Source organism: Microbacterium umsixpiens (assembly GCF_053543675.1).
In genome coordinates, this window is sequence record NZ_JBLVOH010000147.1 from 3,135 (window position 1) to 16,595 (window position 13,461).

Annotated in this window: 14 protein-coding genes; 9 read left to right on the top strand and 5 right to left on the bottom strand. The window is 66.9% G+C overall.

All coding sequences use genetic code 11. From position 1 onward, the window contains the following. The 3 genes from ACNPM4_RS14435 to rpsA all read right to left on the bottom strand — a co-directional run. Positions 1–657: ABC transporter substrate-binding protein (locus tag ACNPM4_RS14435; protein ID WP_448986106.1), on the bottom strand; the 657-nt coding region annotated here is incomplete at its 3' end. Further along, on the bottom strand, positions 654–1,511 hold the full coding sequence (locus tag ACNPM4_RS14440; protein ID WP_400858329.1) for an ABC transporter ATP-binding protein: 858 nt from the start codon (positions 1,509–1,511) through the stop codon (positions 654–656). The genes ACNPM4_RS14435 and ACNPM4_RS14440, both read right to left, overlap by 4 nt. Before the next feature lie 139 nt (positions 1,512–1,650). Beyond that, positions 1,651–3,108: a 30S ribosomal protein S1 gene (gene rpsA / locus ACNPM4_RS14445; protein ID WP_105710170.1), complete on the bottom strand. Its 1,458-nt coding sequence runs from the start codon at positions 3,106–3,108 to the stop codon at positions 1,651–1,653. Between the two features lie 238 nt (positions 3,109–3,346). Between rpsA and ACNPM4_RS14450 the strand changes: the two genes are divergently transcribed. From ACNPM4_RS14450 to ACNPM4_RS14460, 3 genes are all read left to right on the top strand, one after another. Continuing rightward, positions 3,347–3,898 carry a hypothetical protein gene (locus ACNPM4_RS14450; protein ID WP_448986107.1) on the top strand — a complete coding sequence of 184 codons (552 nt, stop codon included), beginning with the start codon at positions 3,347–3,349 and terminating at the stop codon, positions 3,896–3,898. A 92-nt stretch (positions 3,899–3,990) separates the two neighbouring features. Next, positions 3,991–4,650 (top strand): PKD domain-containing protein, encoded by a 660-nt coding sequence (locus ACNPM4_RS14455; RefSeq protein WP_448986108.1) that lies wholly within the window; start codon positions 3,991–3,993, stop codon positions 4,648–4,650. Between the two features lie 31 nt (positions 4,651–4,681). After that, a complete protein-coding gene (locus ACNPM4_RS14460) occupies positions 4,682–5,626 on the top strand; it encodes a 5'-3' exonuclease (RefSeq protein WP_448986109.1) in 945 nt (314 codons plus the stop codon). 18 nt (positions 5,627–5,644) lie between these two features. Here the strand turns inward: ACNPM4_RS14460 and ACNPM4_RS14465 are convergent, their stop codons facing one another. Together ACNPM4_RS14465 and trpD are read right to left on the bottom strand one after the other, a co-directional pair. Next, positions 5,645–6,631: a PHP domain-containing protein gene (locus ACNPM4_RS14465; protein ID WP_448986110.1), complete on the bottom strand. Its 987-nt coding sequence runs from the start codon at positions 6,629–6,631 to the stop codon at positions 5,645–5,647. Between the two features lie 2 nt (positions 6,632–6,633). Further along, positions 6,634–7,704: an anthranilate phosphoribosyltransferase gene (gene trpD, locus ACNPM4_RS14470; protein WP_029261594.1), complete on the bottom strand. Its 1,071-nt coding sequence runs from the start codon at positions 7,702–7,704 to the stop codon at positions 6,634–6,636. A gap of 192 nt (positions 7,705–7,896) precedes the next feature. Between trpD and ctaE the strand changes: the two genes are divergently transcribed. From ctaE to ACNPM4_RS14500, 6 genes are all read left to right on the top strand, one after another. Then, positions 7,897–8,550: an aa3-type cytochrome oxidase subunit III gene (gene ctaE / locus ACNPM4_RS14475; RefSeq protein ID WP_029261593.1), complete on the top strand. Its 654-nt coding sequence runs from the start codon at positions 7,897–7,899 to the stop codon at positions 8,548–8,550. 20 nt (positions 8,551–8,570) lie between these two features. Next, positions 8,571–9,371 (top strand): cytochrome bc1 complex diheme cytochrome c subunit, encoded by an 801-nt coding sequence (gene qcrC / locus ACNPM4_RS14480; protein WP_029261592.1) that lies wholly within the window; start codon positions 8,571–8,573, stop codon positions 9,369–9,371. Between the two features lie 36 nt (positions 9,372–9,407). Then, positions 9,408–10,484: a cytochrome bc1 complex Rieske iron-sulfur subunit gene (gene qcrA / locus ACNPM4_RS14485; RefSeq protein WP_029261591.1), complete on the top strand. Its 1,077-nt coding sequence runs from the start codon at positions 9,408–9,410 to the stop codon at positions 10,482–10,484. Then, positions 10,481–12,292 carry a cytochrome bc1 complex cytochrome b subunit gene (gene qcrB, locus ACNPM4_RS14490; RefSeq protein WP_105710174.1) on the top strand — a complete coding sequence of 604 codons (1,812 nt, stop codon included), beginning with the start codon at positions 10,481–10,483 and terminating at the stop codon, positions 12,290–12,292. The genes qcrA and qcrB overlap by 4 nt, the downstream gene beginning before the upstream one ends. A gap of 79 nt (positions 12,293–12,371) precedes the next feature. Beyond that, the gene (locus tag ACNPM4_RS14495; RefSeq protein WP_448986111.1) at positions 12,372–12,779 is read left to right on the top strand and encodes a RidA family protein; all 408 of its coding nucleotides are present in this window, start codon (positions 12,372–12,374) and stop codon (positions 12,777–12,779) included. Between the two features lie 2 nt (positions 12,780–12,781). Continuing rightward, positions 12,782–13,297, top strand: a complete 516-nt coding sequence (locus tag ACNPM4_RS14500) for a GNAT family N-acetyltransferase (protein ID WP_029261588.1) — start codon at positions 12,782–12,784, stop codon at positions 13,295–13,297. Positions 13,298–13,461 lie beyond the last annotated feature (164 nt).

Here is a 13,461-nt window from a genome sequence, read left to right on the forward strand (position 1 = left end):
GAGTTGGTCACCCGACTCCACCTCGGCGGCGGCCATGATCGGGTCGAGCCCGGCCCAGGCGTCCACGGAGCCGCCGTCGAGTGCGGCCCGGCCGTCAGCATGCTGCAGATTCTGCACCTCCACGTCGGAGAGCGACAGGCCGCCCTCCTCGAGCGCCTGCAGCAGGAAGAAGTAGGGGTCGGTGCCCTTGGTCGCCGCGATGGAGGCGCCCTTGAGATCTTCGAGGGCGGTGATGTCGCTGTCCGGGCCCACGACGATGGCAGACCACTCGGGCTGCGAGTAGATGTCGATGACCTGGATGGGCGAGCCGTTCGCACGGGCGAGCAGTGCGGCCGATCCTGCCGTCGAGCCGACATCGACGGAGCCGGAGCGCAGCAGTTCGTTGGCCTTGTTCGAGCCGGCGGACTGCACCCACTCGACCTCGACGTCGTCACCGAGGATCTCCTCGAGGATGCCCTGATCCTTGACGACCAGACTCAGCGGGTTGTAGGTGGCGAAGTCGATAGACAGGGTGTCCGCCGACCACTCGGTCGTGCCCGGCGTGCCCTCGGTGTCCGATGCCTTGGCGTTCTCTCCGGCCACGCACCCGGTCGCGACGAGCATCATCGTCCCGGCGATCGCGATCGCGGGGATGATTCGGCGTGTGGTGGTGCTCATCGGGACTCCTCGGTGATGCGGTGGTGGGTGTCGACGCCGAGTCCTTCGAGAAGGTCGGCGCGCAGGTCGGCGAGGCCGCGGTCGGCGCGGTCGCGGGGACGGACGCCCGGCACGGAGATCGTGCGGGCGATGGATTGGTCGTCGTCGGCGCCCGTGCCCGAGCTGTCCAGCGTCCGCAGGAGCAGCACGCGGTCGGCGAGGTAGAGCGCCTCTTCGACGTCGTGGGTGACCAGCAGGATCGTGGTGGGCTCGGCCGCATGGATCTTCAGGAGCAGATCGTGCATGCGCAGACGCGTCAGGGCGTCGAGCGCGCCGAACGGCTCATCGAGCAGCAGCACCCCGGGGTTTCGGGCGAGCGCCCGGGCTAGGGAGGCGCGCTGGGCCATACCGCCGGAGACCTCGCGCGGGCGCTGGTCGCCCGCGTGCTCGAGCCCCACGAGGTGCAGCAGCTCGCGCACTCGCTCACGGCCGACACGGCGGGCGGTTCCTCGCGGCAGGCCGAGCTCGATGTTCTGGGCGATGGTGCGCCATGGGAGCAGTCGCGGCTCCTGGAAGGCGATGGCGGTCCGCTCGTCGACGTCGGCGACACCGATGTCGTCGAGGAGGATGCGTCCGCTCGTCGGAGCATCCAGTCCGCCGACGAGACGGAGGAGGGTGGATTTGCCGCACCCGGAGGGACCGACGACCGCGAGGATCTCCCCGGCCGCGATGTGGAGGTCGATGCCGCGGAGCACGTCGCGCCTCCCGCGTGGCAGCGCGAAGGAACGCTCGATCCCGTCGAGGCGGACCGCCTGCGCTGTTCCTGCCGACGGCGAAGCGTCAGCAGTGCGCGACGCGGGCAGCAGAGCAGTCATAACCCCATGCTGGCGGGGCGGACCGATTGTTACGAATGCCGACGTAATGTTCCGTCACGCAGCAGCAGCACCCCGGAAAAGCGAAACGGGCCGCCACACCCGCCCGAAGGCGAGGTGGCGACCCGATTCAGAGTGCTGCTTAAGCGTTGCCGCCCGAGAGCTTCTCGCGCAGAGCCGCGAGAGCCTCGTCGTCGGCGAGGGTGCCGGCGCCGGCGACCTCGCTGGTGAAGGACTGGCCTCCGCCGAAGTCCTCTCCGGCTGCGGCCTCGGCCTCGGCCGCCTTGACGACCTGAGCCTTGTGCGCCTCCCAGCGAGCCTGGGCTGCAGCGTACTCCTGCTCCCATGCCTCGCGCTGGGCGTCGAAGCCTTCCTTCCACGCACCGGTCTCGGCGTCGAAGCCCTCCGGGTACTTGTACTCGCCGTTCTCGTCGTACTCGGCGAGCATGCCGTAGAGAGCCGGGTCGAACTCGGTGCCGTTGGGGTCGACCGACTCGTTGGCCTGCTTCAGCGACAGCGAGATGCGGCGACGCTCGAGGTCGATGTCGATGACCTTGACGAAGACCTCTTCGCCGACCGACACGACCTGCTCGGCCAGCTCGACGTGCTTGCTGGAGAGCTCGGAGATGTGGACGAGGCCCTCGATGCCGTCTGCGACGCGGACGAACGCACCGAACGGAACGAGCTTGGTGACCTTACCCGGCGTGACCTGACCGATCGCGTGGGTGCGGGCGAAGACCTGCCACGGGTCTTCCTGCGTCGCCTTCAGCGACAGGGAGACGCGCTCGCGGTCGAGGTCGACCTCGAGGATCTCGACGGTGACCTCCTGGCCCACCTCGACGACCTCGGAGGCGTGCTCGATGTGCTTCCAGGACAGCTCGGAGACGTGCACGAGGCCGTCCACGCCACCCAGGTCGACGAACGCGCCGAAGTTGACGATCGACGACACGACACCCTTGCGGACCTGACCCTTGTGCAGGTTGTTCAGGAACGTGGTGCGCGACTCCGACTGCGTCTGCTCGAGCAGCGCACGGCGGCTGAGGACGACATTGTTGCGGTTCTTGTCGAGCTCGAGGATCTTGGCCTCGATCTCCTGGCCGAGGTACGGCGTGAGGTCGCGGACGCGACGCAGCTCGATGAGCGACGCCGGCAGGAAGCCACGGAGGCCGATGTCGACGATGAGTCCACCCTTGACGACCTCGATGACCGTACCGGTAACGACGCCGTCGTTCTCCTTGATCTTCTCGACGTCTCCCCAGGCACGCTCGTACTGTGCGCGCTTCTTGGAGAGGATCAGACGGCCTTCCTTGTCCTCCTTCTGGAGAACGAGGGCCTCGACCAGGTCGCCGACAGCGACGACCTCGTTGGGGTCGACGTCGTGCTTGATCGAGAGCTCGCGCGAGGGGATGACACCCTCGGTCTTGTAGCCGACATCGAGGAGGACCTCATCGCGGTCGATCTTGACGATCGTGCCTTCGATGATGTCGCCGTCGTTGAAGAACTTCAGGGTCTTCTCGACCGCGGCCAGGAAGTCCTCAGCAGATCCGATGTCGTTGATGGCGACCTGCTTGGTGGCCGGGGCGGTCGTTGCGGTAGTCATGTAGTGGGTTGTCCTTGTTGAATGGAGACTCGGGCTGAGACTCAACGGCCGCGCACGGCCGACTGCATGCTTCTCAGCGGTTGGATTTTGGTTTTCTCGCCACGAGGGCATACGCATGCACGCCACGAGTGACGGTTAAGGCTATCAGAACTTCGGATCCCGGAGGAAGTCGGATTCCGGCCTCGCGAGCTGTGGATAACTCGAACGGGCAGGCGGCCCTCCGAGTTAGCGTGACCGGGTGATCTCCCCGACGTCTTCTTCCCGCTCGTTCGCGCGCGCCGCAGCCTTGACGAGCGCCCTCCTCCTGCTCGTCGGCTGCGCGCCCGATCCTTCACCCTCACCCACTCCGACGCCCGCCTTCGCCTCGGAAGAAGAGGCCTTCGCCGCCGCTGAGGCGACTTTTGAAACATATTTGCGAGCACTCAATGGCGTCGATGCCTCCGATCCCGAGACCTTCGAGCCGTTGTTTGACCTCTCTAGCGGCAGCGTAGAGAAGGCCGATCGTGAGAACTTCTCCGCCATGCACGCGGGCGGCCAGGTGATCGACGGCGAGACGCGGATCCTCTCTTTCGACGGATTGCGTAGTGAGGCCCCCTATAGAAGTACGACTGCAGCGGTATGCCTAGATGTGAGCAGGGTATCCGTCGCTAACCCCGATGGATCCTCCGCTGTAAATCCAGATCGCCCAGACGTTTACGCCTTGGAAGTCACATTCCGGGCGACGCGGTCGGGAACGCTCCTTGTTGACAGTGCCGCGCCGAGCAATGAGTTCCAGTGCCCCGCTTCGTAGCCTTGATCAGCATCGTTGCAGCGCTCGCCCGATTCAGCGACGGCGGCGAGCCCCCCGGCTTTTCCGACTTCATCGCGGGGACAGACGGAAGCGTGATCACCGCGACGGCGAATCAGAGCGCTCACGAGCAACGCCCAAACGATGGCGGCTCTAACCCGGACGCGGCCGATCGCCGCAGCGCCGCCGAGAAGCCGAAGCCCTGCACGACCGATCCCGTCCGCCAGGCGTCCTGCAACTTCACCGCTGAGCGGGTGACGAACGACGAAGGCCGCCCCCTCACCATCACCGACGTCGCACAGTTCGCTCCTGCCCCCGTCACCACCGCCGGAGAGCCGGGCAACGTCGGCATCGCGGGTATGCCGACGAACTTCGTGGCAGCCGCAGCCGTGCACACCCGTGCCGGCACGCTGTTCGACAGACCGATCAGCGTACGATTCACGCCTGTCCGTTTCAGGTTCGCGTTCGGTGACGGCACAGCGGCCACCTCGAACACAGGGGGTCGGTCCTGGGCTTCCCTGGGGCAGGCGCAGTTCACTCCGACCCCGACGAGTCACTCGTATCGCGACCGCGGCACGTATTCGGCGCACGTGACCGTCCACTACACCGCCGAGGTCGACATCGGCGGTGGGTGGTTCCCGATCGACGGCGAGCTGTCCATCGATGGCCCGGCGCGGCAGATCCGTGTCTATGAGGCGGAGACCGCGCTGGTCGCCCGCACGTGCGCTGAGCAACCCGGTGCGCCCGGTTGCTGACCGCGGGCCGACCGCGCTCTACGCTGAGTCCATGACCCGCGCCGACCGCCTCATGCTGCTCGACACCGCCAGCCTCTACTTCCGCGCCTTCTACGGCGTTCCCGACAAAGTGACGGCGCCGGACGGATCGCCCATCAACGCGGCCCGCGGTCTGCTCGACATCATCGCCAAGCTCGTCACCCTGTATGAGCCGACGCATGTGATCGCGTGCTGGGACGACGACTGGCGCCCGCAGTGGCGCGTCGATCTCATCCCGAGCTACAAGACCCATCGCGTCGTCGAGGTCGTGGCCAGTGGTCCGGACGTCGAGGAGATCCCCGACCCGCTTGAGGCGCAGATCCCTCTGATCCGCGAGACGCTCGCCGCCATCGGCATCCCCATCATCGGCGTCGCGGAACACGAGGCCGATGATGTGATCGGCACACTCGCGACAGTCGCCACGATGCCGGTCGACATCGTCACGGGCGACCGCGACCTGTTCCAGCTGGTCGACGACGCCCGCGACGTGCGCGTCATCTACACCGCGCGCGGCATGAGCAACCTCGAGATCGTGACCGATGCGACCGTCGTCGCCAAGTACGGGGTCCTCCCGTCTCAGTACGCGGACTTCGCGACCATGCGCGGTGATGCCTCCGACGGGCTCCCTGGCGTCGCCGGCGTGGGAGAGAAGACGGCGGCTACCCTCCTCCAGACCCACAGCGACCTCACGGGGATCCGCACCGCGGCGGAGGCCGGCGAGGGAATGAGCGCGGGAGTCCGCGCGAAGGTCCTGGCGGCTTCGGACTACCTCGAGGTCGCACCCACCGTGGTCGCCGTGGCGACCTCGCTGCCGATCAGCGCCCCCGGCATCCCGCTCCGCGTCCTCGACCCCGCCGAGGTCGACGCCGCCACCGCTCTCGCCGGGAAGTGGAACCTCGGCGGTTCCATGACGCGGGCGGTCGCAGCCGTGTCGAAGGCTGCCCTGCAGGCCGACTGATCGGCGTGCGGGCCCGACTCACTCGGCCCAGGCGAGCAAGCGGGAGAGGCCCCAGGTCGTCACGATCCGTGATGCGGGGATCCCCGCCCGTTCCGCGCGCTCGGCGCCGTGATCCACCAGCGACAGCTGCCCCGGTGCGTGCGCATCCGAATCGATGGAGAACAGGCACCCCGCGTCGAGCGCGATGGCGATCAGTTCGTCCGGAGGGTCCTGCCGCTCGGGCCGCGAGTTGATCTCCACCGCCACGCCGTTCTCCGCGCAGGCGGCGAAGACGGCTGCGGCGTCGAACGCCGACGGCGGACGCGTTCCCCGATCGCCCTGCACGAGCCGGCCCGTGCAATGCCCGAGTACATTCACCCGAGGATGCGAGACGGCGGCGATCATCCGCGCCGTCATCGGCCGTGCGTCCATGCGCAGCTTGGAGTGCACGGAGGCCACGACGATGTCGAGTTCCGCGAGCAGCCCATCCTCCTGGTCGAGTGTGCCGTCCTCCAGGATGTCCACCTCGATCCCCGCGAGCAAAGTGAATCCGTCGCCGGACTCGGCACGCACCAACGGCATCTGCTCACGAAGGCGCTCGGCAGACAACCCGCGTGCCACCCGGAGTCGTGGAGAGTGATCCGTGATCGCCTGATACTCGTGTCCCAGCGCCCGCGCGGCCGCGGCCATCACCGGGATGGGTGTCGTGCCGTCCGACCAGTCGGTGTGCGCGTGCAGGTCACCGCGCAGCTTGGCACGCAGCGCCGAGACGCGCTCCGGCTCGACGTCGCCGCGCAACTCGACGAGATAGTCGGGAATCCGACCCGCCTGCGCCTGACGGATGACCGCGAATGTGGACTCTCCGATGCCCTTTGCCGCACGAAGCCTCGTCGGATCGGCCTGCACGTCGTCCGGCAGATCCTGCAGAGTCGCCGCGGCCTGGCGGAACGCCTTCGCCCGATACCGTGACGCACGCTCGCGTTCGAGGAGGGAGGCGATCTCGAGCAGCGCGTCGACGGGATCCACGATCACTCCTGGGGGGCCGCCAGCTCGCGGCTGACGCCGATCCACTGATCGAGCTTGGCCAGGGCACGACCGTCGTCGACCGCCGCGGCGGCCTTGTCGTACCCCGCGCGCAACCGCTCGAGGATGGGCCGCTGCACTTGCGTGGCATCCTGCGAGAGCTCGAAGGCGACGATTCCGGCAGCGGCGTTGAGGAGCACGATGTCGCGTACCGCGCCGGTCTCCCCCGCGAGCGTGCGCCGGAGCACCTCGGCGTTGTGCTGCGGTGAGCCGCCGATCAGGTCGGCGAGATCGGCGATCGGGATGTCGAGGTCGCGGGGGTCGAGGTCGTGCTCGTGGATGTCTCCCCGGGTGACCTCCCAGATACGACTGTGTCCGGTGGTCGTCAGCTCGTCGAGCCCGTCGTCGCCGCGGAAGACGAGTGCGGTCGCGCCGCGGGTGCGGAACACGCCCGTGATCAGCGGCACCCGTTCGATCTGCGCGACACCGACGGCATTGGCTTCGGCACGCGCCGGGTTGCACAGCGGGCCGAGCATGTTGAAGACCGTCGGCACCCCGAGCTCGGCACGCACGGTGCCTGCGTGCTTGAAGCCCGGGTGGAACGCCCCGGCCCACGCGAACGTGATGCCGGTGCGGTCGAGAATGGATGCCACGTCGGCGGGGTTCAGAGAAAGCTCCAGGCCGAGCGCTCCGAGCACGTCCGAGGATCCGGAGGCGGAGCTGGCCGCACGGTTGCCGTGCTTCACGACGGGCACGCCGGTGGCACCGATGATGATCGCCGCGGTCGTGGACACGTTGACCGTACCGACGCGGTCCCCTCCGGTTCCGACGATGTCGAGCACGTCCGGAGAGACCGGCAGCGGCACGGCGGCCTCGAGGATCGCATCGCGGAACCCGACGATCTCGTCGATCGTCTCGCCCTTCGCACGGAGAGCGACGAGGAAACCGGCGAGCTGCGCCTCGCTCACGCCACCCTGCATGATCTGACGCATCGCCCACGTGGACTCCCAGACGCTGAGATCGCGCCGCTCCAACAGCGAGGTGAGCACGTCGGGCCAGGTCAACGAATCAGGCATGTGTGCGATCCTATCGGCGTGGAGAAAACATGCAGATGCTTCCGCACGCATGCGAACTCCGTGCCCGCCCCCTGTTTCCCGCGGATTCACCGGGTATTCGCAGTGTTTTCTTAGGGTCCCCTAAGTCCAGGTCCGGCGATTCGAAGGTCGTGGGTGCAAGAATCACGCCCCAGGATCGGCCATAATGGAGGGGTGACGACCTCAGCGACGTATGCCCCGGCGGCGAGAACGATTAAGCGGCCCAACCCGGTAGCTGTCGGCACCATTGTGTGGCTCGGCAGTGAGGTGATGTTCTTCGCGGGACTCTTCGCGATCTACTTCACCCTCCGCAGCACCTCCCCGGAGCTGTGGGCAGACCGGACCGAGCTGCTGAACGTCCCGTTCGCCGCAGTGAACACTGCGATCCTCGTCCTCTCCTCGTTCACGTGCCAGATGGGCGTGTTCGCGGCAGAAGACCTGCAGCCCTACAAGATCGGTAAGGGGCAGAAGAACGGCGCCGGACGCCGTCGCCTCTTCGGCTGGGGAATGGTCGAGTGGTTCTTCCTCACCTTCGCCCTCGGAGCGATCTTCGTCTCCGGCCAGGTGTGGGAGTACGCACAGCTGGTCGCTGAAGGCATGCCGATCAACGCCGACTCGTACGCCTCCGCCTTCTACCTGACGACCGGCTTCCACGCCCTTCACGTCACGGGCGGCCTCGTCGCGTTCCTGCTCGTCATCGGACGCGCATACGCCGTCAAGAACTTCCGGCACAAGGAGGCGACCTCCTCGATCGTGGTGTCCTACTACTGGCACTTCGTCGACGTCGTCTGGATCGTGCTGTTCCTCGTTATCTACTTCCTGAAATAAGAGCGGAGCTGATCCCCGAGATGGCACGAGAGAAGAAGCGCCGTTCCAGCGGTCGTCGCAGCCCGTTGGCGGCGGCCGCGCTCATCGGAGCAGGCCTCATGATCACCGGCGCCGTGTACGCCGGTGCGACGGCTGCGTTCGCCGCATCCGACACGCCGACCGCGTCGACGCAGCTGACCGTCGAAGACGGCGAGAAGCTGTTCCAGGCGAACTGCGCCACCTGCCACGGTCTCGACCTGCAGGGAACCGCCAACGGCCCCAGCCTGTACGGCGTGGGCGAGCTGGCGACCGAGTTCCAGCTGTCGACCGGTCGCATGCCCCTGCAGATGCAGGGACCGCAGGCGCCGCAGAAGGCACCGCAGTTCACCGAGGACCAGATCCTCGCGATCTCCTCGTTCGTGCAGTCCGAGGCTCCCGGCCCGACGTTCCCCGCCGACCACATCCTGGACGGAGAAGGTGACGTCGCGAACGGCGCCGAGCTGTTCCGCGTCAACTGCGCGATGTGCCACAACGTGGCCGCAGCGGGTGGAGCGCTCACCGAGGGCAAGTACGCACCCGGTCTCCAGGAGACCAGCGCACTGCACATGTACGCGGCGATGGTCACCGGCCCGCAGAACATGCCGGTCTTCGGCGACATGAACCTGTCCGACGAGGACAAGCGCGACATCATCTCGGCGCTGCTCTTCCAGCAGCAGTCCGTGCAGATCGGCGGATTCTCGCTCGGTTCGCTCGGACCGGTCTCCGAGGGCCTGTTCGTCTGGATCTTCGGAATCGGCGCGCTCGTCGCCATCACCGTGTGGATCACGGCGAAGTCCAACTGACGCTTATTCATCGAAGAGGAACGTACGAGGAGCACCATGGCACACGACGACGACTCGCAGGCTCTTGACAGGGCCTACCAGCCCTCTCCGGGGCTGGGTGTCGCAGTCAGCGATCCCGTGCAGAACCCCGGGCTTCCGCCGCACCGCGAGCGGATGACCGACAAGGACCCGCGCGCTGAGAAGGCCGCTGTCCGCACTGTCTACACGCTGTTCTACCTCTCGCTGGCAGGGAGCATCTGGGCGGTCGCCGCCTACATGCTGTTCCCGATCGAGAGCGGCGCGCTCATCGACATCCGGCAGAACAACCTCTTCATCGGTCTCGGCATCGCCCTCGCGCTGCTGGCCCTCGGCATCGGTGCGATCCACTGGTCCAAGGCGCTCATGTCCGACAAGGAGTTCATCGAGCATCGCCACCCCACCCGTGGCAAGGACGCGACCCGCGAGGCGGCCATCCAGGCCTTCTCCGACGCGAACGAGGAGTCCGGTTTCGGACGCCGCACGGTGATCCGCAACTCACTGTTCGCCGCACTCGTCGCCTCGATCATCCCGGGCGTCACGCTCTTCCGTGGCCTGGCACCGCACTCGACGCCGGATGACCCCACCGCGGGCGACCCGGTCGTTCTCCTCAAGCACACGATGTGGGAGAAGGGTGCGCGCCTCGTCCGCGACCCCGACGGCACGCCGATCCGCGCCGCGGACGTGACCCTCGGGTCGGCGTTCCACGTGATCCCCGAAGAGCTCGCGACGCTCAGCCACCACGACGGCTACCTCGAGGAGAAGGCCAAGGCCATCGTGCTGATGATGCGTCTGCGCCCCGAGCAGCTGATCGAGGCTGAGGACCGCAAGGACTGGTCCTACGACGGCATCGTCGCCTATTCCAAGGTCTGCACGCACGTCGGATGCCCTGTGGCTCTGTACGAGCAGCAGACGCACCACCTGCTGTGCCCGTGCCACCAGTCGCAGTTCGACGTCACGGACCACGCAAAGGTCATCTTCGGCCCGGCGGCACGCCCGCTGCCGCAGCTGCCCATCACCGTCGATGACGAGGGCTACCTGGTCGCACGCAGCGACTTCAAGGAACCCGTCGGCCCGAGCTTCTGGGAGCGCCATTGAGCACCGCAACGCTGTCCAAAGAGGACAAGGACACCAAGGCGCCCCTCGGCGGTCGCTTCGTCGGTGCCGCGTCGAACTACATCGACGAGCGCACCAGCCTCTCCGGCTTCGTCAAGGAGCTCGGACGCAAGATCTTCCCCGACCACTGGTCGTTCATGCTCGGCGAGATCGCGCTGTGGAGCTTCGTCGTCGTGTTCCTCTCCGGAACCTTCCTGACGTTCTTCTTCCAGGCATCCATGGTCGAGACCCACTACACCGGCGCCTACGCGCCGATGCGTGGTATCGAGATGTCGGCGGCGCTCGAGTCGTCGCTGCACATCTCGTTCGACCTGCGCGGCGGGCTCCTGGTCCGCCAGATCCACCACTGGGCGGCGCTCGTGTTCATCGCCGGCATCGGCGTGCACATGCTCCGCGTGTTCTTCACCGGCGCGTTCCGCAAGCCGCGTGAGCTCAACTGGGTCATCGGCTTCGTCCTGTTCATCCTCGCGATGGCAGAGGGCTTCACCGGCTACTCGCTTCCCGACGACCTGCTCTCGGGCAACGGCCTCCGCATCATCGACGGCATGATCAAGGGTCTCCCCCTCATCGGCACCTGGACCTCGTTCCTCCTCTTCGGCGGCGAGTTCCCCGGCACCGACATCGTCGGACGTCTGTACACGCTGCACATCCTGTTGCTGCCGATGCTCGTCATCGCGCTCATCGTCGTGCACCTGATGCTGATGATCATCAACAAGCACACGCAGTTCGCCGGCCCCGGCCGCACGAACGACAATGTCGTGGGCTACCCGATGATGCCGGTCTACATGTCGAAGATGGGCGGCTACCTGTTCATCGTGTTCGGCGTGATCGTCATGATCGCGACGTTCTTCCAGATCAACCCGATCTGGAACTACGGCCCGTACGACCCCTCCCCTGTCTCGGCCGGCACGCAGCCGGACTGGTACATCGGCTTCGCCGACGGCGCTCTGCGTCTGGCGCCGTCGAACTGGGACATCGTGTTCCTCGACCGCACGTGGTCCTTCGGAATCATCGCGCCCGTGCTCGTGCTCGGCCTGTTCATCGTGGTCGTCGCGATCTACCCGTTCATCGAGGCGTGGGTCACCGGCGACAAGCGCGAGCACCACATCGCACAGCGTCCCCGCAACGCGGCGACGCGCACCGCGATCGGCGTCGCCGGCGTCATCTTCTACGCCGTCCTCTGGGCTGCAGCATCGTCCGACCTCATCGCGACGCACTTCATGCTCACGATGGAAGGCGTCATCCACACGCTGCAGGCGCTGCTCTTCCTGGGCCCGATCCTCGGGTACTTCGTCACCAAGCGCATCTGCATCGCGCTGCAGAAGAAGGACCGCGAGATCGTGCTGCACGGCTTCGAATCGGGCCGCATCGTGCGCCTCCCCGGTGGCGAGTTCATCGAGGTCCACCAGCCGGTCGACCAGTACGACCGCTGGAAGCTCATCGATGTCGACTCCTACGAGCCTCTCGTGGTTCGCCCGAACGCCAAGGGCCGCATCCCGTGGACGGAGAACCTCCGTTCCTCGATCTCCCGGTGGTTCTTCGAAGATCGTCTGGCCCCGCTCACGCAGGCCGAGGTCGAAGCAGCCGATGCGCACCAGCACCACGTCACGGCTCAGAACGATGAGACCGAGGCCGCAGAGATCCAGGGCGCTCACGAGCGCGCCGGCTTCCCTGATGCCCCGCTCACGGTCGATGAGACGCACGTCGACGAGACGCCGAACACCCCCAGCACGGTCATCGCGACCGAGCCGGTGAAGAAGCCTCGCAAGAAGAAGGAGGATGGCGAGTAGTCGCCGCTCCCCCACGATGAAGGCCTCGTCCACACGGACGGGGCCTTCATCGTTAATCCGTGAATGAGAGGATCGAACCATGTCATCCGCCGTCCAGCTGATCCGCGCCACTGCCCTCGCCGACGCCCCCTACGCCTATGCCGCCACTGCACCGGCGGGTTCGCGTTTCATCTTCCTCGCGGGAGCCTGCCCTCTGAACGACGACGGGACGACCGCCGCACCGGGCGACTACGCGGCTCAGGCGGCCCGATGCGTGCAGACGCTCGAGGCAGCACTCGACGTCGCTGGCGCGGACCTCACCGATGTCATCAGCACACGAGTGCTGGTGGCTTCCTCCGCGCAGGCCGACCTCGTCACGGCCTGGGACGTGGTCCACGCTGCCTTCGGCGACCACGACGTCCCCAGCACCCTCCTGGGTGTCACGGTGCTCGGTTACGATGACCAGCTCGTCGAGATCGAGGCCATCGCCGCCGTCGCAGGAGGGTGACCATGGAGATCCGAGTACGTCCTGCGCATCCGGCGGATGACGCGGAGACCGAACAGATCGAAGCCGCGGCGGATGCTTTGCTCGTCGACCGTTTCGACGCGGTCGACTGGCCGCCCCCGACCACTGCTCGGGAGCGCGCTTCGATGCCGGGCTTCGTGCTCGTCGCTGAGCCCCACGAGGCCTCAGCCCCCTCTTCGGGCCCCGTCGGCTTCGTGCACGTCCTGGAGATCGACGGGCACGCTCATCTAGAGCAGCTCTCTGTGCTGCCCACGTACGGCCGGCGCGGGATCGGGCGTCGGCTCGTCCAGGCGGCGCTCTCTGAGACCCGAGACCGCGGACATCGTACGATCACCCTCCGCACCTACCGTGACGTCCCCTGGAACGCGCCGTTCTACGCCTCCTGCGGCTTCACGGAGACCGAGCCGGACTCCGCTCTGCTCCGCTCCCTCATCGACACGGAGACCGCCCTCGGGCTCTTCAGGTACGGCCCTCGCGTGCAGATGACTGCCACCCTCTGATGCGTACACGCTGACGGCATTCGCTCTCTGGGCGACGCCGACGGTGTGCACTGCCTTCCTGTCGACCCACTGACCGGCATCGCACGGGTCCGAACGAGGTCGTGAAGATCCCCACCGCCCGCACACGAACCGACCCACTGGCGCGTACACGAAGAAGGGCCCCC

What these genes read in the sequence shown, in the direction of transcription:
- qcrC (WP_029261592.1), top strand. Translation starts at nt 8,571, where the DNA reads ATGGCACGAGAGAAGAAGCGCCGTTCCAGCGGTCGTCGCAGCCCGTTG.
- ACNPM4_RS14500 (WP_029261588.1), top strand. Translation starts at nt 12,782, where the DNA reads ATGGAGATCCGAGTACGTCCTGCGCATCCGGCGGATGACGCGGAGACC.
- trpD (WP_029261594.1), bottom strand. Translation starts at nt 7,704, where the DNA reads ATGCCTGATTCGTTGACCTGGCCCGACGTGCTCACCTCGCTGTTGGAG.
- ACNPM4_RS14460 (WP_448986109.1), top strand. Translation starts at nt 4,682, where the DNA reads ATGACCCGCGCCGACCGCCTCATGCTGCTCGACACCGCCAGCCTCTAC.
- rpsA (WP_105710170.1), bottom strand. Translation starts at nt 3,108, where the DNA reads ATGACTACCGCAACGACCGCCCCGGCCACCAAGCAGGTCGCCATCAAC.
- ACNPM4_RS14495 (WP_448986111.1), top strand. Translation starts at nt 12,372, where the DNA reads ATGTCATCCGCCGTCCAGCTGATCCGCGCCACTGCCCTCGCCGACGCC.
- qcrA (WP_029261591.1), top strand. Translation starts at nt 9,408, where the DNA reads ATGGCACACGACGACGACTCGCAGGCTCTTGACAGGGCCTACCAGCCC.
- ACNPM4_RS14440 (WP_400858329.1), bottom strand. Translation starts at nt 1,511, where the DNA reads ATGACTGCTCTGCTGCCCGCGTCGCGCACTGCTGACGCTTCGCCGTCG.